Origin of the sequence: Chitinophaga niabensis, from assembly GCF_900129465.1 — a bacterium.
GTDB classification, from domain to species: Bacteria; Bacteroidota; Bacteroidia; order Chitinophagales; family Chitinophagaceae; genus Chitinophaga; species Chitinophaga niabensis.
Map to the genome: position 1 here is coordinate 2,709,957 of NZ_FSRA01000002.1, position 21,031 is coordinate 2,730,987.

16 protein-coding genes are annotated in these 21,031 nt (G+C 45.8%); 15 read left to right on the top strand and 1 reads right to left on the bottom strand.

The window, feature by feature from the left end; all coding sequences use genetic code 11:
• Positions 1 to 82 precede the first annotated feature (82 nt).
• Together BUR42_RS28410 and galK are read left to right on the top strand one after the other, a co-directional pair.
• Positions 83 to 1,408 carry a sugar MFS transporter gene (locus tag BUR42_RS28410; RefSeq protein WP_074242904.1) on the top strand — a complete coding sequence of 442 codons (1,326 nt, stop codon included), beginning with the start codon at positions 83 to 85 and terminating at the stop codon, positions 1,406 to 1,408.
• Between the two features lie 107 nt (positions 1,409 to 1,515).
• The gene (galK, locus tag BUR42_RS28415; RefSeq protein ID WP_074242905.1) at positions 1,516 to 2,664 is read left to right on the top strand and encodes a galactokinase; all 1,149 of its coding nucleotides are present in this window, start codon (positions 1,516 to 1,518) and stop codon (positions 2,662 to 2,664) included.
• Between the two features lie 159 nt (positions 2,665 to 2,823).
• On the opposite strand, the gene BUR42_RS28420 is transcribed toward galK, so the two are convergent.
• Positions 2,824 to 4,221 (bottom strand): Gfo/Idh/MocA family protein, encoded by a 1,398-nt coding sequence (locus tag BUR42_RS28420; protein ID WP_200798381.1) that lies wholly within the window; start codon positions 4,219 to 4,221, stop codon positions 2,824 to 2,826.
• Between the two features lie 180 nt (positions 4,222 to 4,401).
• Here BUR42_RS28420 and BUR42_RS28425 point away from each other — a divergent pair, with 180 nt between their 5' ends.
• The 13 genes from BUR42_RS28425 (at position 4,402) to BUR42_RS28485 (ending at position 21,029) form a co-directional block, all read left to right on the top strand.
• Positions 4,402 to 6,453: an alpha-L-fucosidase gene (locus BUR42_RS28425; protein ID WP_234979820.1), complete on the top strand. Its 2,052-nt coding sequence runs from the start codon at positions 4,402 to 4,404 to the stop codon at positions 6,451 to 6,453.
• A gap of 440 nt (positions 6,454 to 6,893) precedes the next feature.
• Positions 6,894 to 7,664 carry a GNAT family N-acetyltransferase gene (locus tag BUR42_RS28430; protein WP_074242907.1) on the top strand — a complete coding sequence of 257 codons (771 nt, stop codon included), beginning with the start codon at positions 6,894 to 6,896 and terminating at the stop codon, positions 7,662 to 7,664.
• Between the two features lie 31 nt (positions 7,665 to 7,695).
• Positions 7,696 to 8,889: an argininosuccinate synthase gene (gene argG, locus BUR42_RS28435; RefSeq protein WP_074242908.1), complete on the top strand. Its 1,194-nt coding sequence runs from the start codon at positions 7,696 to 7,698 to the stop codon at positions 8,887 to 8,889.
• Positions 8,890 to 8,893: 4 nt separating this feature from the next.
• The gene (gene argC, locus BUR42_RS28440; protein WP_074242909.1) at positions 8,894 to 9,877 is read left to right on the top strand and encodes an N-acetyl-gamma-glutamyl-phosphate reductase; all 984 of its coding nucleotides are present in this window, start codon (positions 8,894 to 8,896) and stop codon (positions 9,875 to 9,877) included.
• Between the two features lie 33 nt (positions 9,878 to 9,910).
• Positions 9,911 to 11,038, top strand: a complete 1,128-nt coding sequence (locus BUR42_RS28445) for an aspartate aminotransferase family protein (protein WP_074242910.1) — start codon at positions 9,911 to 9,913, stop codon at positions 11,036 to 11,038.
• A gap of 8 nt (positions 11,039 to 11,046) precedes the next feature.
• Positions 11,047 to 12,000: a Rossmann-fold NAD(P)-binding domain-containing protein gene (locus BUR42_RS28450; RefSeq protein ID WP_074242911.1), complete on the top strand. Its 954-nt coding sequence runs from the start codon at positions 11,047 to 11,049 to the stop codon at positions 11,998 to 12,000.
• Between the two features lie 50 nt (positions 12,001 to 12,050).
• Positions 12,051 to 12,836: an acetylglutamate kinase gene (argB, locus tag BUR42_RS28455; protein ID WP_074242912.1), complete on the top strand. Its 786-nt coding sequence runs from the start codon at positions 12,051 to 12,053 to the stop codon at positions 12,834 to 12,836.
• 4 nt (positions 12,837 to 12,840) lie between these two features.
• The gene (locus BUR42_RS28460) at positions 12,841 to 13,914 is read left to right on the top strand and encodes a M20 family metallo-hydrolase (protein WP_143197622.1); all 1,074 of its coding nucleotides are present in this window, start codon (positions 12,841 to 12,843) and stop codon (positions 13,912 to 13,914) included.
• 6 nt (positions 13,915 to 13,920) lie between these two features.
• Positions 13,921 to 14,502 (top strand): GNAT family N-acetyltransferase, encoded by a 582-nt coding sequence (locus tag BUR42_RS28465; RefSeq protein ID WP_074242913.1) that lies wholly within the window; start codon positions 13,921 to 13,923, stop codon positions 14,500 to 14,502.
• 11 nt (positions 14,503 to 14,513) lie between these two features.
• The gene (gene argH / locus BUR42_RS28470; protein ID WP_074242914.1) at positions 14,514 to 15,845 is read left to right on the top strand and encodes an argininosuccinate lyase; all 1,332 of its coding nucleotides are present in this window, start codon (positions 14,514 to 14,516) and stop codon (positions 15,843 to 15,845) included.
• 126 nt (positions 15,846 to 15,971) lie between these two features.
• Positions 15,972 to 16,556: an RNA polymerase sigma factor gene (locus BUR42_RS28475; RefSeq protein ID WP_200798382.1), complete on the top strand. Its 585-nt coding sequence runs from the start codon at positions 15,972 to 15,974 to the stop codon at positions 16,554 to 16,556.
• Positions 16,557 to 16,621: 65 nt separating this feature from the next.
• The gene (locus tag BUR42_RS28480; RefSeq protein ID WP_074242916.1) at positions 16,622 to 17,620 is read left to right on the top strand and encodes a FecR family protein; all 999 of its coding nucleotides are present in this window, start codon (positions 16,622 to 16,624) and stop codon (positions 17,618 to 17,620) included.
• 148 nt (positions 17,621 to 17,768) lie between these two features.
• Complete coding sequence (locus BUR42_RS28485) at positions 17,769 to 21,029, top strand: TonB-dependent receptor (RefSeq protein WP_074242917.1); 3,261 nt, start codon at positions 17,769 to 17,771, stop codon at positions 21,027 to 21,029.
• Positions 21,030 to 21,031: the final 2 nt, after the last annotated feature.

Here is a 21,031-nt window from a genome sequence, read left to right on the forward strand (position 1 = left end):
CGTTTTAGCTAAAATATTTAAAAAATATGAGAATTGTTGATTAAGTTCGTGGCATTCTTGAACAAATCAACCCTTGCAGCTCATGACAAGTAAAACCGCTACTCTGGCCGCTCCGCAAGAAGGAGGGTATAAGCAGGCTATGATCATTATCGGAGGTTTATTCTTCGTGTTTGGTTTTGTGACCTGGCTTAATGGCGCACTTATTCCATTTCTACAGATTGCCTGTGAACTAACTGTATCCCAGGCCTTAATGGTTACTTTGGCCTTTTACATGGCTTATTTCTTTTTATCTATTCCTTCTTCCTTCATCCTTAACAAAACAGGATTCAAGAACGGGATGGCCCTTGGTTTGGTGGTGATGGCCGTAGGCTCACTTATTTTTATTCCAGCAGCCAATAGCCGTAACTTTACTATGTTCCTGACCGGATTATTTGTTCAGGGAGCAGGACTTTCCTTACTGCAAACGGCTTCCAATCCATATATCAGCGTAGTAGGGCCAATTGAAAGCGCTGCTAAACGTATTAGTATCATGGGGATCTGCAACAAAGTAGCAGGTGCCCTCAGCCCGTTAATCCTCAGTACCATCGTATTGAAAAATGCGAGTGCGTTGGAAGAACAGATCAAGGCTGCAACAGATGCTACTTTAAAAGCACAGTTACTGGACGATCTGGCCGGAAGGGTTATTCCTCCTTACATCGTAATGGCTGTTGTGTTATTGGTACTGGCTTTCTTCCTGAAACGTTCTTCTTTACCTGAGATCAATACAGATGGTGATGATGGCGCTGTTGGTGCAGCTCCTGCAAGAAGCAGCGTGTTTGCTTATCCTTACCTGTTCCTGGGTGTGCTTTGCATCTTTGTATATGTGGGTGTGGAAGTAATGGCGGGTGATGTGATCGGTACTTATGGTAAGGCACTGGGTATGAGCCTGGATAAAACCAAATACTTTACTTCATTCACCCTGGTAGCGATGCTGGTAGGATATATAATAGGTATTGCCACGATTCCTAAGATCATCAGCCAGGATATGGGACTTCGTATCTCTGCTATCCTGGGTGTGATATTCACCTTTGGTGCTTATTTCACTGATGGCAACCTGGCGGTAACTTTCATTGCATTGCTGGGTTTAGCTAACGCATTGATGTGGCCTGCAATCTTCCCGCTGGCAATTGACGGCTTAGGCAAGTATACAAAGATCGGTTCCGCATTCCTGATCATGGGTATTGCGGGAGGAGCTATCCTGCCACAGATCTATACAGGGTTGTTTGACTCTCACGGGATGTTCAACTTCCTGTACAGCAGCAGCATTGATTTCAGACATGCCTTCCTGTATTGCATGGTGCCCTGTTATGTGTACATTTTATTCTTTGCCCTGGCAGGCCATAAAATAGGTAAAGCACGCGCAAAATAATTGTTTTCTATAATGTGAAAAGGCGCTCCGGAAGGAGCGCCTTTTTTTATTAAATTGGGAATACTCCCGCTTTTTTATATTTTTAGGTGTAAAACATACGCTTAAAGATGATCGCGCAAGTTAAGGAACAATTCCACCGTTTATTTGGCAAGGACCCACTGATCGTAAGCTCTCCCGGCAGGATCAACCTGATAGGAGAACATACCGACTATAATGAAGGCTTTGTATTACCCGCCGCTATTGATAAAAAAATAGTGTATGCCATTGCCCTCAACGGCACCAATACCTGTAACGCATATGCCCTTTTCAATGATGAAAAGGTGTCTTTTTCCCTGGAGAACATCAAACCTACGAAGGGTTGGATCAACTACCTGCTGGGTGTTGTTTACCAGCTTCAGCAGCTGGGGCATCAGATAAAAGGTTTTGACTGTGTGATCACAGGCAATATTCCCATCGGCGCAGGCATGAGCAGTTCTGCTGCTGTGGAAGGAGGCCTGGTAGTGGGTTTAGATCATTTACTGGGTTTAGGCATTGACCGGATGGCAATGGCCAGGGTAGGCCAGCTGGCTGAGCATACCTTCCCTGGTGTAAAATGTGGGATCATGGACCAGTTTGCCAACCTGCATGGTCAAAAGGACAGGGTGATGCTCCTGGATTGCCGCAGCCTGGAATTCCAGTATTTCCCCTTTGAGTTTTCCAGGGATTATAAGATCGTGCTGGTGAATTCCATGGTGCACCATTCCCTGGCTTCTTCAGAATATAATGTACGCCGGGCACAATGTGAGGAAGGGGTGAAGGTCCTCCAGGAGTTTTTCCCGGATATCAATAGCCTGCGTAATGTAACGCCGGAGCAGGTGGAGCAGTATAAGCACAAATTATCTCCCAAGGTATACGACCGCTGCCTGTATGTAACCCAGGAGAACGAGCGGGTAACGAAAGCCTGTGCACATCTTCAAAAGAATGAGCTGAAGGAAGCCGGGGCTTTAATGTATGCTTCTCATGAGGGGTTGAGCAAACTGTATGAAGTAAGCTGCCCTGAACTGGATTTCTTAGCCAACCTGGCAAAAGAACGGGAAGAGGTAGCTGGTGCCCGTATGATGGGAGGCGGTTTTGGGGGCTGTACCATTAACCTGGTGAGGATGGATAAGGTGGATGAGTTTATCTCTTTTGTGCAAACCCGCTACCAGGAGCATTATGGCAAGATCCCTGAGGTGTATGTGACTTCCATTGAAGATGGAACGAAAGTTGAAGCATAAGGAATGCTAACATACTAATATAAAGGGCCGTTCTGTGAAGAACGGCCCTTCTTTACTTATAGGAATACCCTATGTTGAGCCTATGTGAAGCCTATGTTTGGTATTAGATGACAGTACTATCATAGAAAGAGGGTGCCCCTTTGAATATGATGTTTTCTGCTAGTATTCCCCGTCCAGCGCAAAGTTTGGCTTACGGTTGATCCACCGGCCTCTTGTGAAATCAGGGATATATTGAACGGTACCACCTTCCTGGATGGATTGTTCACTCAGGGGAGTGATGGCATACCAGGTAGCCAGGTCGTACACATCCATTTGATAAGGAGTGCCGCGTTTGATGGATTCTATGAAGGAGTTGATCACAAACCAGTCCATACCTCCATGGCCTGCGCCGGAAGCGTCGTTGGCATATTTCTTCCAGAGCGGGTGGTCGTATTTAGCCATGTAGCTGCTGGCATCGTTGGGCTCACCGGCTTTTTCCCATGTATGGGCCTTGCTTTTTCCTTCGATGTGAATGGAATCAAAATCATCCATCCAGAGACCGTTGGTGCCCTGTACGCGGAAGTTCAGGGAATAAGGGCGGGGGAGATTGGTGTCGTGAGACAGCAGGATGGTTTCGCCGTTGTTGGTTTTGATGAGGGTGCTCACCACATCGCCGAGCTTGAATTCTACTTTGGCGTTAGGGTGGTTAGGCCCACCCTGCGGATGTTCCACAATATATTTATGCAGGCCGCGGGATTTGGTAGCTACTGACGTGAGGGACAGTAAACGGTTGCCACGGTTTACGTTGATCATATTGTTCACCGGGCCGAGGCCATGGGTGGGATACAGATCGCCATTACGATGTACGGAATGGTTGGTGCGCCATTTGGCTTCAGAGAGGCCTTTTTCGCCAAACTCCACACCACCGCCATAGAGCTGTTTGCCATCGTTGAATTTAACGGCACGGAGGTCGTGCTGATAACCACCCTGCAGGTGCAGCAATTCTCCAAACAGTCCCTGGCGTACCATGTTTAGTACGGCCAGTACATCCCTGCGATAGTTTACATTTTCCATGCCGAATAAGGGAATACCAGTGGCTTCGGAAGTATTCACCAGCTCCCAGCATTCCTGGATGTCTGCAGCGCCGCAAACTTCCACAGCAGGCGTTTTGCCGGCTCTCATGGCGGCAATGGCCTGAATACTGTGCCATTCCCATGGAGAGGCAATGATCACGGCATCGATGTCTGAACGTTTTAACAGGTTGCGGAAATCTTCCGGACCGTTGGTGTATTCTGCCACTTTTCTTTTAGCCCCATAATGTTTCTGGATCAGGTCCCGGCATTTTGGGATGGCATAATCAGTATCCGGGTCTGCAATGGCCACTACGTCCACATCACTGCGGCGGAGACAGAGATCGAGGTGATCAATGCCGCGAGCGCCGACGCCTATCAGGCCAACCCTCACTTTTTCTTTTTTCTCAGCGGCAAAAAGCATGGCAGGCGAATTCAAAAGAGAAAGGCCTACACCTGCTGCTACGCTGTTCCTGATGAACTTTCTACGATGCAAGTGCTTATTCATACGATAACAATATTGAGATTGAGTTAAGAGTAAACTGCTTTAAATGTAGGGCTTTAACTATGTTATCCGCAACCACTTTTTATGAATTTTGACATTTTTGTGATAGATGGGTATTATTTTACCATTCTCTATCCTGATATTACCAAAGTGCGGATAAATAAACGACTGTAACTTATTTTTATGAGTACACGTCGCAATACAGTAACTATGAGAAAAGTAGCTTTATTCCTCCTGTTATGCAGCTTTACAAAAGCATGGGCACAACCAGAGATCAAGCCCTATGGCGCATTACCTTCCGCTGCACAGCTGAAATGGCAAAAGCTGGAGTATTACATGTTCATTCACTTTGGCCCTAACACCTTTACAGATAAGGAATGGGGGCATGGTGATGAAGATCCGAAAGTTTTCAATCCTACCCAACTGGATGCCCGCCAATGGGCCCGCACAGCAAAAAATGCCGGTATGAAAGGTATTATCATCACGGCTAAACACCATGATGGCTTTTGCCTCTGGCCCAGCGAATACAGTAAACATACCGTAAGGGAAAGTGCCTGGAAGAACGGGAAAGGAGATGTGCTGGCTGAATTGTCTGCTGCATGTAAGGAGTATGGACTGCTCTTCGGGGTTTACCTGTCTCCCTGGGACCGGAACCACCCTGCATATGGTACGCCGGAATACAACCAGATCTTCGCTAACCAGTTGAAAGAAGCACATACTAAATACGGGGATGTTTTTGAACAATGGTTTGATGGTGCAAATGGAGAAGGCCCTAACGGCAAAAAGCAAGTGTACGACTGGCCGCTGTTTGAAGGCACGGTTACGAAGATACATCCAAACGTGATCTTCTTTAGCGACGCTGGTCCCGGTTGCCGCTGGATCGGTAATGAGGACGGATTTGCAGGAACTACCATGTGGAGTACGCTCAACAGGAAAGAATTTGCGCCGGGGATGAGTGGTATCCAGGCAAAATTGAATAAAGGACAGGAAGATGGAACAGACTGGGTTCCGGGAGAAGCAGATGTTTCTATCCGGCCGGGATGGTTCTACAGTCCTTCTACAGATGATAAAGTGAAAACATTGCCCTGGCTGCTGGATATCTATTATGGTTCCGTTGGCCGTAATGCCAACCTGCTGCTGAATGTTCCGGTAGATCGCCGCGGGCTGATTCATAAGAACGATTCTTTGCGTTTGATGGAGCTGCGGAAAGTGCTGGATGAATCCTTCAAAACCAACCTGGCAGTGCGGGCGCGTACTTCCGCTACCAACACCCGTCCACTGAGTCCTTTAACCAGTGCGGCTTACCTTACAGACAATAATCCCAATACTTATTGGGCAACTGCTGAAGGTCAATTGCAGGGAGTGATCACGCTGAGCTTTGAAAAGGCAGTTACTTTCAACCGGGTGGAGCTGCAGGAGTTTATTGCGCTGGGCCAGCGGGTAAAGGCTTTCAGCGTGAGCGTACTGGATGGAAAGGAATATCGTGAGATCGCAAATGAAACAACTATTGGTTACAAACGTATCTTAAGATTACCGAATACAACTACTAAAAGTGTACGCATCAGCATCCTGGATGCTAAGGCCAGTCCGGTTATCAGTGAAGTGAAACTCTTCAGGGCACCAGAGTTACTGGCTGATCCCGTTATTAAAAGGGATAAAGCAGGCATGGTAACAATCACCAGCGCTTCCACTGATCCTGTATTTTACTATACACTGAATGGAACAGAGCCTACCACGGCATCTGCCAGATTCACGCAGGCATTTTCTTTCCCGCAAAGCGGCACTATTAAGGCCAAAGCCTTTATTGAGGGAGGAAAGAAGTCCGGCGCTACTGTAACCACCACATTTGATCTGGCACCCGCTTCCTGGACCAGTGAGGCTGCGAAAGCCATAGATGGAGATCCCAGGAGCTTCTGGGTCAGCAAAGAGGGAAGTGCTTATCCGCAGGAAGTGCTGGTGGATATGGGCACAGCTACTAAAGTGAGCGGATTTACCTATACACCAAGGGAAAGAGGTGGCATTATCTATACTTACGAGTTCTATCTGAGCCAGGATGGCAAAAGCTGGGGCAGCCCTGTGGCCAAAGGCAGTTTTGCCAATATCCTGAACAGCCCGGTGAAACAGACTGTGAAGCTTTCCCAGGCAGCGCAGGCCAGATACTTCAAGCTGGTGGCCATCGCTCCGGCTGATGAGAAAGAAACCCGTGCAGCTGTAGCAGAGGTGGGCGTATTCTAAAATTTAACAAAAGCTATGCAGAAGCTGCTTTCAGCCACATTTTAACTGAATAGCAATCACTTCTGGTAAAAGGGAGGAAACACCGGCCGGTTCGGGTTCCTCCCTTTTTTATCTCCTCCAAAAAAAATGATTACCATATTTAAATATGTTATAACTTTGCAGATACTTTAATGGAAAAAGACTGAATTTTTATAACAATTTAACTACGAACTGAAGTTGGAATATCTCACAACCCATACCAACATCTCCGCTTATCATCCTTCTTTTGAAGAGGGTGTGTACGCTATTGGGTTTCCTGTCCTTAGATATCTCTCCCGACGACCTCGTATTTGATAGCGCCGTCACAGACCCGCTATCGCAACCATGATTCCCCATCATTGGTAGTTCCGGCAACGGATTTCAAATTAACTTATTGAATCACAATTTTCAATTTTAACAAGTTGGAAAATAAGGATATAATCGTTAGGGCAGCTACTGCCGGCGATAAGCATTATGCTAAAACCATCACTGACGAAATGGAAGCTTCTGCAAAAGCCCGGGGAACCGGCATTGCAAAACGTTCTCCTGAATATGTGCAGCTGAAGATGGATGAAGGTAAAGCAGTGATTGCACTCACCGCATCTGGCGACTGGGTTGGATTCTGCTATATTGAGGCCTGGGGTCATGAAAAGTTCGTGGCCAACTCCGGTCTTATTGTGAACCCTGCTTTCCGTGGCCATGGCGTTGCCAAAGCTATCAAGGAAAAGATCTTCGAACTCTCCCGTAAGAAGTATCCGGATGCCAAGATCTTTGGTCTTACTACAGGACTTGCTGTAATGAAGATCAACTCCGATCTGGGTTACGAGCCGGTGACCTATTCCGAACTCACAGATGATGAAGAGTTCTGGAAAGGCTGCCAGAGCTGTGTGAACTTTGATGTACTCACCAGTAAAAAACGTACGAACTGCCTTTGTACCGCTATGCTGTATGATCCCGTGGAAAAGGAAAAAGAAGCACAGCAGAAAGCAGAAGCAGAAAAGAACAAACTGGTGGTTACACTAAATGGTAACATACACGAACAACGGAAGAAGCGTAGATTTAAGGAGAATTTTTCGCTGTTTGAAAGATGGCTGCGGTTTAAAAAATATGTACTGTTAAAAGCTGTCAGGAAAAATGGAGGAAGCGGTGCTGCCGGTACTTCTAAAAAGCGGTTTTTCTTTGGATGGTTGTGATCAATAACTGAATTAATTACGAATAACGAATATGAAAAAAGTTGTACTGGGTTTTAGCGGCGGGCTTGATACCTCTTATTGTGTAAAATATCTTTCTGAAGAGAAGGGGTATGAAGTGCATTCCGTGATCGTGAATACGGGTGGTTTTTCTGCTGAAGAATTGCAGGAGATCGAGAAACGCGCCTACAGTCTGGGTGTGAAAAGTCACAAGACAGTAGATGCGGTTCGCTCTTATTATGATAAAGTGATCCGGTACCTCATTTTCGGAAACGTGTTAAAGAACAATACTTATCCGCTGAGCGTAAGTGCTGAACGGATGAGCCAGGCCCTCGCCATTGCAGAATATGTAAAGGAAGTAGGAGCGGATGCCGTAGCACATGGCAGTACCGGTGCCGGTAACGACCAGGTTCGTTTCGATATGATCTTTCATATCATGATCCCCGGGGTAGAGATCATCACCCCGATCCGTGATCTGAAACTGAGCAGGGAAGAAGAGATATCTTATCTCCAATCCAAAGGTGTGCAGGTGAACTTTGAAAAGGCGATGTACTCTATCAACAAAGGTATCTGGGGTACTTCCGTAGGTGGTAAGGAAACACTCACCTCGAACGGTATGTTGCCGGAACATGCATGGCCTACACAATTAACGAAAAATGAACCTGAGCAGGTAGAACTTTCTTTTGAGAAAGGAGAGCTGCTGGGTGTGAACGATAAAAAATTCTCTCATCCCGCAGAAGCGATCCAGTACCTGCAAACACTGGCAGGTGCATTTGCTATCGGCAGGGATATACATGTGGGCGATACTATCATTGGTATTAAAGGCCGTGTTGGTTTTGAAGCCGCAGCACCTATGGTGATCCTGAAAGCACACCATGCGCTTGAAAAACATGTACTCACAAAATGGCAGCTGAGCTGGAAAGATCAGCTGGCACAATTCTATGGTAACTGGATGCATGAAGGCCAGATCCTGGACCCTGTGATGCGCGACATCGAAGCATTCCTGGAAAACAGCCAGCAGCATGTAACCGGTAAAGTATTTGTAACCCTGTTGCCATACCGTTTCCAGGTAACCGGTATCTCTTCTGCCTTTGATCTGATGAGCAGCAAGTTTGGTAAATACGGAGAGATGAACCAGGGCTGGAGCGGAGAAGATGTACGTGGTTTCAGCAAGATCTTTGGTAATCAAACAATGATCTGGAACCAGGTGAACGAAGAAAATAAATAAACTAATGGGAACTTCAAATAAGAAAAGGGCAGGCATTATTGGCGGGGCAGGTTATACAGGCGGAGAAACCATCCGGTTACTGTTGAACCACCCTGATGTGGAACTGGCATTTGTGCACAGCCGCAGTAATGTTGGCAATCCTTTATACGCTGTTCATAGTGACCTGCTGGGTGAAACAGATCTGCAATTCACAGGAGAGGTCCTGGAAGATGTGGATGTGATCTTCCTCTGCCTGGGTCATGGTGAATCTGTGAAGTTCCTCGAAAACAATGATATTCCTGCTGCTGTGAGGATCATCGATCTCAGCCAGGATTTTCGGTTGGGTGAAAGCGTGAAAGGCAGGACCTTTGTATATGGTTTGCCGGAGTGGCACAGGGACGACATCAAAAAAGCATCAAACATTGCTAACCCGGGTTGTTTTGCCACAGGCATTCAATTAGGCCTTTTGCCACTGGCGAAAGCAGGTTTGCTGAATGAAGTACATACTACCGGCATTACCGGTTCCACAGGAGCAGGACAAAGCTTACAATCTACCTCCCACTTTACCTGGAGGGCGAATAATATTTCTACTTACAAAGTGCTCACGCACCAGCATCTGAAGGAGATCCGACGAACCTTGCAGGCGCTCCAGCCTGCCTATTCAGGAGCGCTCAACTTTGTACCCGTACGGGGAGATTTTCCAAGGGGTATCTGGGTCACTTCATATCTGGATTGCGCATTGTCACTGGAAGAGGCTTACGATCTATACACTAAGTATTACGAAGGCCATCCTTTCACACATGTGAGCCTGAAACAAATTGATCTGAAGCAGGTGGTGAATACCAATAAATGCATCATCCAACTGGAAAAAGTGGATGGCAAACTGGTGATCCACACTATTGAGGACAATCTGATAAAAGGTGCATCAGGACAAGCAGTACAGAATATGAACCTGATACTGGGGCTGGAAGAAACAGCCGGGTTGAAGCTCAAATCCATCGTGTTCTAATCTTCTTTTTATCATTCTATCATTTCTCTTTGTATGAAATTATTCGACGTATATCCGGTTAACGATATCACTATTACAAAAGCACAGGGTTCTAACGTATGGGACGATAAAGGCCAGGAGTACCTGGACCTCTATGGTGGTCACGCTGTAATTTCTATTGGTCATACCCATCCTCATTACGTTAAACGGTTAACAGATCAGTTAAGTAAAGTTGGATTCTATTCCAATTCCATTCATATTCCTTTGCAGAAAGAACTGGCGGAAAAGCTGGGCAAGGTTTCCGGTAAGGAAGATTACCAGTTGTTCCTGGTGAACTCCGGTGCGGAAGCTAATGAAAATGCCCTGAAGCTGGCATCGTTCTATAATGGCAGGAAAAAGATCATTGCATTTAAGAAAGCATTCCACGGCAGAACTTCCCTGGCAGTTGCAGCTACGGATAATCCCAAGATCGTAGCACCGGTGAATGAAACGGATAACGTGATCTTTCTACCCTGGGAAGATCAGGCGGCATTGGAAAAAACATTCCAGGAAAACGAAATTTCTTCCGTGATCATTGAAGGTATCCAGGGTGTGGGCGGCATCAATGTTGCCTCTGCAGCTTTCCTGCAAAAGATCAGGAGCCTGTGTGATCAATACAATGCTGTATACATCGCGGATAGCGTGCAGTGTGGTTACGGCAGAAGCGGTAAGTTCTTCTCTCATGACCATGCCGGTGTGAATGCAGATATTTATACCATGGCAAAAGGGATGGGCAATGGTTTCCCGATCGGAGGCATCATCATCGCACCAAAGTTTAAACCCGTGTATGGCATGCTGGGTACCACCTTTGGTGGCAACCACCTGGCTTGTGCGGCAGCACTGGCTGTACTGGAAGTGATAGAGCAGGAAGGCCTGATGGCGAATGCAGCGGCTATCGGTGAATACCTGATCACTGAACTGAAGAAGATACCACAGGTGAAAGAAGTAAGAGGAGTGGGGCTGATGATAGGTATAGACCTGCCTGATGAGTTGGCGCATGTAAAAAAGGAATTGTTATTTAAACATAAAATATTCACCGGCGAAGCGAAACCTAATGTGATCAGGTTATTGCCTTCACTGGCTTTGAATAAGGAACAGGCAGACCATTTTTTAAATGCATTTAAAAAAGAACTAGCAAACTAACGCCGCCGATGAAACAATTTATTTCCGTGGAGGATGTTCCGGGTGTCCCGCAAATCGCGGACATAGCACTGGACTACAAGAAAAATCCTTTTAAAGATAAAGGACTGGGTGAAAACAAAACCCTGGGAATGATCTTCCTGAACCCAAGTTTGCGAACACGTTTAAGTACGCAGGTGGCAGCCAGGAACCTGGGCATGGAAGTAGTGGTGTTTAACATCGACAAAGAAGGCTGGGCGCTGGAAATGAACGATGGTGTGGTGATGAACGGAAGTACTACGGAACATGTGAAAGAAGCAGCAGCAGTGATGGGTCAGTATTTCGATATCATGGCTATCCGTACATTCCCCGGTTTGAAGGATAAGGAAGAAGACTATACGGAGAAATATATTAATCAGTTCATTAAGTATGCAGGCAAGCCGATTGTGAGCCTGGAAAGTGCTACACTGCATCCTTTACAGAGTTTAACAGATGTGATCACCATCAGGGAACGCTGGAACCAGCCGCGTAAACCAAAAGTGGTGATGACCTGGGCTCCTCACGTAAGAGCACTGCCACAGGCTGTGCCTAACTCTTTTGCACAGTGGATGAATGCATGGGGTGAAGTAGATTTTGTGATCACACATCCGGAAGGATATGAGCTGGACCCTAAGTTCAGTGGTAAAGCACCTATCATCCATAACCAGAAGGAAGCATTGGAAGGAGCGGATTTTGTGTATGTAAAGAACTGGTCGTCTTATAAAGATTATGGCAAGATCACCTGCACAGATCAAAGCTGGATGGTGACGAATGAAACATTGAAGGATACAAACAACGCATCTGTGATGCACTGCCTGCCTGTAAGAAGGAATGTGGTGATTGCGGATGAAGTGCTGGACGGACCACAGTCGATTGTGATCCAGGAAGCGGGTAACCGTACCTGGGCTGCGCAGGCGGTGTTAAGCGAAATATTAAAAGCAAGATAAAGGAGACAATGCCCGCTTGCGGGCATTGAGAAACTAAAAGCAAAGCGATAATGATGGTATATGTGATCAAAGTAGGCGGCAATGTGATCGATAATCCTGTTTTACTGGAGCAGTTCCTCGCGGACTTTGCCAAGGTCCAGGGAAAGAAGATATTGATCCATGGCGGCGGAAAGATTGCTACACGCATCGGAGATAAATTAGGCATTACAGCCAATTATGTAGATGGCCGGCGCATTACAGATGCCGCCACAATTGACGTGGTAACGATGGTGTACGGTGGCCTGGTGAATAAACAGATCGTTGCAAAGCTACAGGCTGTTGGCTGTAATGCCATTGGATTAACGGGGGCAGATGCGAATAGCATACCTGCTTCTAAACGCCCTGTGAAAGAGATCGATTATGGATTTGTGGGGGATGTGGTTGCTGAAGAACTGAATATTTCCTCTGTGAAGTTATTGCTGGATGCAGGCCTCACCCCTGTATTCTCTCCACTGACGCATGATGGGAAAGGGCAGATCCTGAATACAAATGCAGATACCATTGCCTCTTCACTGGCTATCGCTCTATCCGGCAGTTACGCAGTACGCCTGATCTATTGTTTTGAGAAGAAGGGCGTGTTGCGAAATGCAGCAGACGATGATTCCGTGATCAACCTTATCAACCGTGATATCTATCAAACGCTACTGGCAGAGGGCGTATTAACAGACGGTATTTTGCCGAAACTGCAGAATGCTTTTAACGCCATTGAAAGTGGTGTGAAAGAAGTACTGATCGGCCATGCTGATGATGTGCGGAAGAATACCACCGATGCTGTAGCGGGTACTTTAATATGCTAACTATATGTGTATCGAAAAACACTATGAAGATGCAGTACAGCTTTTAAAACAACTGATCGCCACGCCTTCCTTTAGTAAGGAGGAGCAGGGCACTGCGAAGATCCTGGGCCAGTTTATGACAGACAAAGGGGTGGCTTACAACCAGCACCTCAACAACATCTGGGCACTGAATAAACATTTTGATCCGGCCAAACCCACTATTCTGCTAAATTCTCATCACGACACTGTTAAACCCAATCCACAATATACCCGCGATCCATTTGCTCCCACCGTGGAAGATGGTAAACTTTTCGGTCTTGGCAGTAATGATGCAGGTGGCTGTTTAGTAAGCCTGCTGGCTGCGTTCCTTCATTTTTATGAAAAGAACGATCTGCCTTATAACATTGTTGTTGCCATCACGGCAGAAGAAGAGATCAGCGGTGTGAATGGTATTGAAAGCATCCTGAACGTATTGCCTGAAATAGACCTGGCCATTGTAGGGGAACCCACAAAAACAGATCTTGCGGTTGCAGAGAAAGGATTGATGGTGCTGGATTGTGTGGCACATGGTAAAGCGGGGCACGCAGCAAGGGACGAAGGGGAGAATGCTTTGTACAATGCCATGGACGATATCAACTGGTTCCGCACTTACCGTTTCCCTAAAGTATCGGAATCCCTGGGCCCTGTGAAAATGAGTGTAACGGTGGTGCAAACTTCCAATAAAGCACATAACGTAGTACCTGCTGAATGTTCCTTTGTTGTGGACATTCGTGCAACAGATCAATATACGCTGGAAGAAATGCTGGAGGTGATCAAACAGCACGTGAAATGTGATGTAACACCCCGCTCCATGCGGATGCGGCCATCCTTTATTCCACGTGATCATGCATTGGTGAAAGCGGGATTATCTTTGGGCAAACAACTGTACGGTTCTCCCACTACATCGGACCAGGCATTGATACCAGCTACTTCCGTAAAGGTAGGCCCTGGTGATTCTGCCCGTTCGCATACAGCAGATGAATTCATTTACCTGGAAGAGATCAGGCAGGGGATAGATACGTACATTAAATTGCTATCCATTGTGAATGGCGTAAATTAGCGGATCATGGATACTTCACCCATACTGGAAAATAAACGTGTGCTATTACGGCCTTTGCAAACATCCGACGTGGATGCATTGCTGGAAGTAGCACTGGAACCTTCTCTCTGGGAAGTGGGCCTTACGCGCGTGAGCAATCGTGAGGAACTGGAACAGTATATAGCTATCGCACTCAAAGAGCGGGAGCTGGGAACAAGTATCCCTTTTGTGGTGATCGATAAAACAACAGGCAAAGTAGCCGGCAGCACACGTTTCTGTGCGCTGGTGCCACAACATAAACGTTCCGAAATAGGGTATACCTGGATCCATCCTTCTTATCAGCGTTCCGGCCTTAACAGGGCCATGAAGTTTGAAATGCTTCGTTACGCATTTGAAGTGATGGGCCTTAACCGGGTAGAACTGAAAACGGACGAACGTAATTTGAAATCGCGCAATGCCATGCTGGCTATTGGCTGCAAGGAAGAAGGTATCTTCCGCCATCATTGCATTACCTGGACCGGCTGGTTGCGTAATTCTGTTTATTTCAGCATGTTGAAAGAAGAATGGCCGGAGATCAAAGAACGTGTATTTGGTAAGTATGATCTTTAAACTGATGCAGTATGAAATTATGGCAAAAAGATAAAGCAGCACTGGCTGCAGTTGAGCAGTTCACCGTTGGCCGGGACCGTGAAATGGATGCCTACCTGGCGCCGTTTGATGTGCAGGGCTCACTGGCACATATTGCCATGCTGGAATCTATCGGCCTGCTGGAAAAAGAAGATCTCAGCGTATTGCAAAAAGAACTGAAGAATATCTACGGTGAAATACTAGACGGGAATTTTGTGCTGGAAGACGGCGTAGAAGATATTCATTCCCAGGTGGAATTATTGCTTACCCGCAGATTGGGTGAGTCCGGTAAAAAGATCCACAGTGGCCGCTCCCGCAATGATCAGGTGCTTGTTGATCTAAAGTTGTTCTTACGGAGTGAGCTGGAATCCATTGTTGCTGAAACTAAACTTTTGTTTGATCTGCTTCAGCAGCAAAGCGAGAAATATAAAACCCATCTTTTACCTGGTTATACCCATCTGCAAATTGCCATGCCTTCCTCTTTCGGATTGTGGTTCGGCGCTTATGCGGAAAGCCTGGTAGATGACCTCACCATGTTGCATGGCGCTTATACCGTAGTGAATAAAAACCCCCTGGGCTCTGCTGCCGGTTATGGTTCTTCCTTTCCCCTGAACCGTACCATGACCACTGAGCTATTAGGTTTTGAAACACTCAGCTATAATGTGGTATATGCACAAATGGGCCGTGGTAAAACGGAAAAACTGGTAGCCTTTGCACTCGCGGGTATTGCCGCTACACTTTCCAAAATGGCCATGGATGCCTGTTTGTTCATGAACCAAAACTTCGGGTTCATTAGCTTCCCGGATGAACTGACTACAGGTTCTTCCATTATGCCGCATAAAAAGAACCCGGACGTATGGGAACTGATCCGTTCGCATACTAATAAACTACAAGCTTTGCCTAATGAGATTGCTATGATGACGGTGAATTTACCTTCCGGTTATCATCGTGATCTGCAATTGCTGAAGGAAAACCTCTTCCCTGCATTTACCACGCTGCGGAATTGTTTACAAATGAGCCGCCTGATGCTGGAGAATATCCGTATCAAAGAAGATATCCTGAAAGATGAAAAGTACCAATACCTTTTCAGTGTGGAAGTAGTGAACAGGTTAGTGCTGGAAGGCACGCCTTTCCGGGAGGCTTATAAACAGGTAGGCCATGATATCGAGAATGGGGTATTTAAACCGGACACGAACATTCAGCATACACATGAAGGGAGTATTGGGAATTTGTGCACTGCAGAGATCAAAGCACAGATGGAGGCGGTTTTAAAGCAGTTCCCCTTTGATAAGGTACATAAAGCTATTGAAGCGCTGGTGAAATGATAGTATTTTAACCAGAACAAAAAAAATCCCTCACCAGGCAACAGGTGAGGGATTTTTAATTTATACTTAATACGGGATTTAAGATTATTTAGCTTTCTTTGTTCTTACATGAAAAGCAGGCCTATAATGAATGAAAGAGAATTGCTGCTGCAGCTCCGGGCTGGAGACACAGGTTCTTTTGCACAATTGTACGGTCTGTATAGCCCCCGGATGTTGGGGTTCCTTCTGAAACTCACAAAGAGGGAAGAAGCTGCCCGGGAAATATTACAGGAGGTATTTATCCGGTTATGGGAAAAGCGCAATACGCTCGACCCCGATAAATCTTTCCGCTCTTACCTTTTCCGTATTGCAGAGAACTGTGTGGTGGATTTCTTCAGAAAAGCCGCACAGGATAAAAAGCTGGGTAAACAGTTGATGGACCTCGCTTCTGAGCGTTACCTGCATGTGGAGGAGAATATCTATGAACGGGAGAAGAGCGCTATCCTGAACCAGGCCATTAACCTTTTACCGCCTCAGCGCAAGCGTGTATTTGAACTTTGCAAGGTGGAAGGGAAGAGTTACAAGGAAGTGAGCCTGATGATGGGGATCTCCGTATCCACCATCAGCGACCATCTCCTGAAAGCTACCCGTGCTATCCGCCAACATATACTCCTTTCCGATCATATTGCCACCCTGCTTTCCTTTTGTATCATTCGTCTTCTCTTTCCCTGAAATATTTTTTTTACAGCAGCAGGGAATAAGGTCAATAACCCCGTATTAGCTATTAAAGCAAAAAATTGGAGGATAAGAACTACCTGGAAGAACTGTTTAAACGGTATCTGAATAATGAATGCTCTCCGGAGGAGATCGCATTTTTATTACAGCACTTTGATTCCAGAAAGGGCGAAAGCGATCTCAGGAGATTGGTGCGTAATGAATTGCTGGCATCCACCACGTCTGACACTGGGCAGGAAGCTATGAAGGATACACTGAAACAGGTATATCAACAGGTGGCAGATAAAACCTTCCTCAAAGAAAAACCTTCAGGCGGCAAGGTAGTTCGTATGCCCAGGCGTACTATTATCACCTTATCCATATGTGCTTCACTGGCGCTATTAGTGACTACGCTTTACCTGGGCCGCGGCTATATGACAGGGATATTTAATCCTGAGATACAAGTATCAACATTAAAAGGAGAAAGGAAACAATTCCAGCTTGCAGATGGTACAAGCATATGGCTTGCACCCGCCAGTAAATTGAACTATCGGGAGAATTCAAGGGAAATAACGCTCCAGGGGGAAGCTTTTTTTGATGTAGCCAAAGATGATGCGCATCCTTTTATTGTACATACAGGTAAAACCAATACTACCGTACTCGGTACCACTTTTAACATACAGGCTTATAACGATCGTGCAGATATTGAAATAGTGTTGCTGACAGGTAAAGTGAAGGTAGATGCGAATCATAACAACGTATTATTATCTCCTTATCAACGAGCTGTTTTTAATTCGGTAAGCGGTATGCTGAAGAAAGAAGATTATCCCGATGCATTTGCAGCACTGGCGCGTAAAGAGGGGAAATTCAAATATGAAGGGGAAGTCTTAAAGAATGTGATAGGCGATATCGAAAGGAGCTATAACACAACTATCAGGCTTAATAAGCAACTTCAGGGAATCACCTACTATGGGGACTTTGATCAGAAAAAAGATAAACTGGAAACGGTACTGCAGCAAATAAGCCTAACATATAATGCGCGTTTAAAACAAACCTCCACGGGATGGGAAATACATAAATAGATCTTTCACTAAAACTATTCCACCATGATAAGATAGCGCCAGATAAAAATCCCGGCGTGACCGGGATCATTATGCATTGACATTAAAAGAATAACTGCTGTACTGTATATACAAGCAGTAATTACTAATTACGTAACGAAATAAAGGTATGAAAAAAAATATACCTAACGCAGGTTTTTTGCTTTCGGGAATGAAAAGCAGGTTACTTCCTGCACTAATTATTATATCGCTTTTTTCCTTTCGTACCGCTTTTGCACAAGATGTATTGAATAATCCTGTTACGATTAACCTGAAACAGGAAACACTGAAAAATGCGTTGGACAAGATTGCCCTGCAGGGAAAAGTTTCATTTACATATGGAGGGAATGTGCTGCAGAACAGGAACAAAGTAAACCTGTCTGCCAGTAACAAACCGCTCAAAAGTGTACTGGATGAATTACTTCGTCCGTTTCCATTAAAATATACTGCACTTGAGAACAAGATCATCATCCGTGAAGATGAAAGCAGAGCGGCATCATCACCTGCGGACAGCCTTTTTAAGATAAACGGACGGGTATTCGATACTGGGGAACCACCCATACCCATACCTGGTGCCACCGTAATTGTAAAAGGAGAGAACCGGGCGACCACTACGGATGATAAGGGAAATTTTGAACTAAGGGTACGTATTGGTGAAGTACTCATCTTTTCCCATACCGGTTACAAACCTTTTGAATATCCCGTTATCAATAACAGGGATAACCTTACCATTGCATTACCGGAAAATGTTTCCACACTGGACCAGGTAGTGGTAACAGGTTATTCCGAACAGAAGATGAAACACCTGGCCAACTCCATCAGCGCCCTGAATGTAAAGTCTAATATAGAGGGGAAACCAATCACGCAATTGTCCCAGGCTTTGCAGGGAGGTATTACAGGACTTACCGTAACACAAAGCTCCGGCCTTCCAGGTGGGGATGCTGCTGCCATAAAAATACGTGGTATATCCACACTCGGTACAACAGCTCCACTGGTGTTGGTAGATGGTGTTCCCACCAATATCAACGATGTGGACCCGGTAACTGTGGAAAGCGTAACGGTATTAAAAGATGCAGCAGCAGCAGCTATCTACGGATCAAGGGCTGCCAATGGTGTGATCATCATTACTACCAAACGTGGTCAGGCAGGGCAGGTACATATTGTGTACGATGCATTTGCCGGTTTTCAGAAAGCAGCATACCTGCCTGAATTTGTAGATGCTCCTACCTATATGGAAATGGTGAATGCCGCGCAGGCCAACATCGGTGGTAATCCCATTTATACAAACGACGTTATCCAGAAAACACGCGATGGTGTAGATCCATTGCTTTATCCCAATACGGACTGGAAAAAACTGGTGCTTAAGAACCAGGCATTTTCCCAGCAACACTCCATTGGTGTAACGGGAGGTAACAGCCAGGCCCGCTTTGCGGTGAATGGTACTTACCTGCAGCAGGATGGCATCATTAATCAAACCTCCGCCGAAAGATATTCCCTGAGAGCAAATACAAGTGTTACCCTGCGGAAGAACTTATCCATGTACCTCGATCTGTCCCTTTCAAGAAAAGAAACTAATCGTCCTATTAACCGCTATACCAATTTCCAGGACGGTGACGGGGCAGGATATATCCTGTACGAAACATTCAGGGTCCCACCGAATATTGTATCTAAATACCCTTTGCGGGCAGATGGCTACCAGGCTTATGGCAACTACGCAGAGATGCTGAATCCTGTAGCTGAACTGGAACAGGGCGGCTTTACCAAATCCCGTGAAGATAATATCTCTATCAATTTCCAACCGCAGTGGGAGGTGCTTCCCGGATTGAAACTAAAAGGACAATACCTGTTCCGTTTATTGAGTACAGGCAACATCACTTCCCGTGATGCCTATAACTTCCTGGATTACTATACCAACGCTTTGCTTTTTCAATATGGTTCCACGCATACTTCCGCTATTTACAAACGGAACTATCAATACATGGCGGCTACGCTTGATTATACCAGGACCTACAATAAACACACGATCTATGCAGTGGGTGGTATTACACGCGAAACGGATAATCCTGATCAGTCCAACCAATTCGCTGAAGCTACGCTGGCTTCCTATTTCGTAAAGGTCAATTATATCTTCAATGATAAATACCTGTTTGAAAGCACCTTGCGGACGGATGGTTCATCTAAGTTCGGGCCAGGCAAAAAGTGGGGATATTTCCCATCTGTAGCAGCTGGCTGGAATGTGCATAAGGAACCATTTATGCAGGGAGTGAAATTCATCAGTAACCTCAAGCTGCGTGCATCTTATGGTCTTTTGGGTAATAACCAGGGCATCGGATTGTACAAATATCAGAGTACTACTAATACCAACGGTACCGAAGCCACTATCGGTAACCCGGACCTCACATGGGAAAGCGTAAAAATGCTGGATGCAGGGGTAGACATCGGGTTGCTGAAGGACAAATTGAACTTTACTTTCGACTGGTACAACAAACTCACAGAAAATATCCTGCTGAACGCTCCGCTTTCTTATTCCTCGGGTATCGGCCCTCAGCCTATCAATGCAGGTAGCGTCCGGAACAAGGGATGGGAGCTTGCACTGAACTATGCTACTAATATCAAAGCAGTTTCCCTCGGCTTTAATGCAGGTTATTCTTATTATAAGAATTCCATCCTGGCCCTTAAAGACGGGCCCTATTACGATAAGAATACTATCCAGAAAGAAGGCTTGCCGATCGGAAGTGCTTATGGATACCGTACTATGGGCCTTTTGCAACAGAAAGACGTGGATGCAGGTGTGCCTATGATAGGATCAAAAACACCTTCAGGACCAACACAAACGGCGGGAGATATCCGGTATATGGACCTGAATAATGATGGCACTATAACAGAAGCAGATCAAACCGTAATAGGTAATACTAATCCGCAGGGTAATTACTTCCTGAACGTACGTGTTGGATTCAAAAATTTTGATGTAGAAACATTGCTGAACGGGTTTACGGCATCGGATGTGTTTTATACCGGCAGATACATTACCCCACTAAACCTCAGTGGTGGTGGCGGAACGCCCATGGTGTGGCAACAGGATACCTGGACACCTGCTAATACAGATGCAGCCTATCCACGCATAACACCCAGCCCTACAGATAATGCACGCTTTTCAGATTACTGGCGTACAAATGGTGCTTTTATACGGGTGCGTTTTATACAGATCGGCTATACCATTAAATCACCACTTTTCACAAGGGCAGGCATTTCTAATGCCCGTATCTATTTCAACACCCAGAATCCTTTCACGATTACAAGTATGAAATATCTTGATCCGGAAACGAAAGGAACAGATAATACTTATCCGCTCATGCGATTCTATACACTAGGGGTGAATATTAAATTATAAAG

What these genes read in the sequence shown, in the direction of transcription:
- galK (WP_074242905.1), top strand. Translation starts at nt 1,516, where the DNA reads ATGATCGCGCAAGTTAAGGAACAATTCCACCGTTTATTTGGCAAGGAC.
- BUR42_RS28410 (WP_074242904.1), top strand. Translation starts at nt 83, where the DNA reads ATGACAAGTAAAACCGCTACTCTGGCCGCTCCGCAAGAAGGAGGGTAT.
- argC (WP_074242909.1), top strand. Translation starts at nt 8,894, where the DNA reads ATGGGAACTTCAAATAAGAAAAGGGCAGGCATTATTGGCGGGGCAGGT.
- BUR42_RS28485 (WP_074242917.1), top strand. Translation starts at nt 17,769, where the DNA reads ATGAAAAAAAATATACCTAACGCAGGTTTTTTGCTTTCGGGAATGAAA.
- BUR42_RS28445 (WP_074242910.1), top strand. Translation starts at nt 9,911, where the DNA reads ATGAAATTATTCGACGTATATCCGGTTAACGATATCACTATTACAAAA.
- BUR42_RS28460 (WP_143197622.1), top strand. Translation starts at nt 12,841, where the DNA reads ATGTGTATCGAAAAACACTATGAAGATGCAGTACAGCTTTTAAAACAA.
- BUR42_RS28420 (WP_200798381.1), bottom strand. Translation starts at nt 4,221, where the DNA reads ATGAATAAGCACTTGCATCGTAGAAAGTTCATCAGGAACAGCGTAGCA.
- BUR42_RS28425 (WP_234979820.1), top strand. Translation starts at nt 4,402, where the DNA reads ATGAGTACACGTCGCAATACAGTAACTATGAGAAAAGTAGCTTTATTC.
- BUR42_RS28450 (WP_074242911.1), top strand. Translation starts at nt 11,047, where the DNA reads ATGAAACAATTTATTTCCGTGGAGGATGTTCCGGGTGTCCCGCAAATC.
- argH (WP_074242914.1), top strand. Translation starts at nt 14,514, where the DNA reads ATGAAATTATGGCAAAAAGATAAAGCAGCACTGGCTGCAGTTGAGCAG.
- BUR42_RS28465 (WP_074242913.1), top strand. Translation starts at nt 13,921, where the DNA reads ATGGATACTTCACCCATACTGGAAAATAAACGTGTGCTATTACGGCCT.
- argB (WP_074242912.1), top strand. Translation starts at nt 12,051, where the DNA reads ATGATGGTATATGTGATCAAAGTAGGCGGCAATGTGATCGATAATCCT.
- BUR42_RS28475 (WP_200798382.1), top strand. Translation starts at nt 15,972, where the DNA reads ATGAATGAAAGAGAATTGCTGCTGCAGCTCCGGGCTGGAGACACAGGT.
- argG (WP_074242908.1), top strand. Translation starts at nt 7,696, where the DNA reads ATGAAAAAAGTTGTACTGGGTTTTAGCGGCGGGCTTGATACCTCTTAT.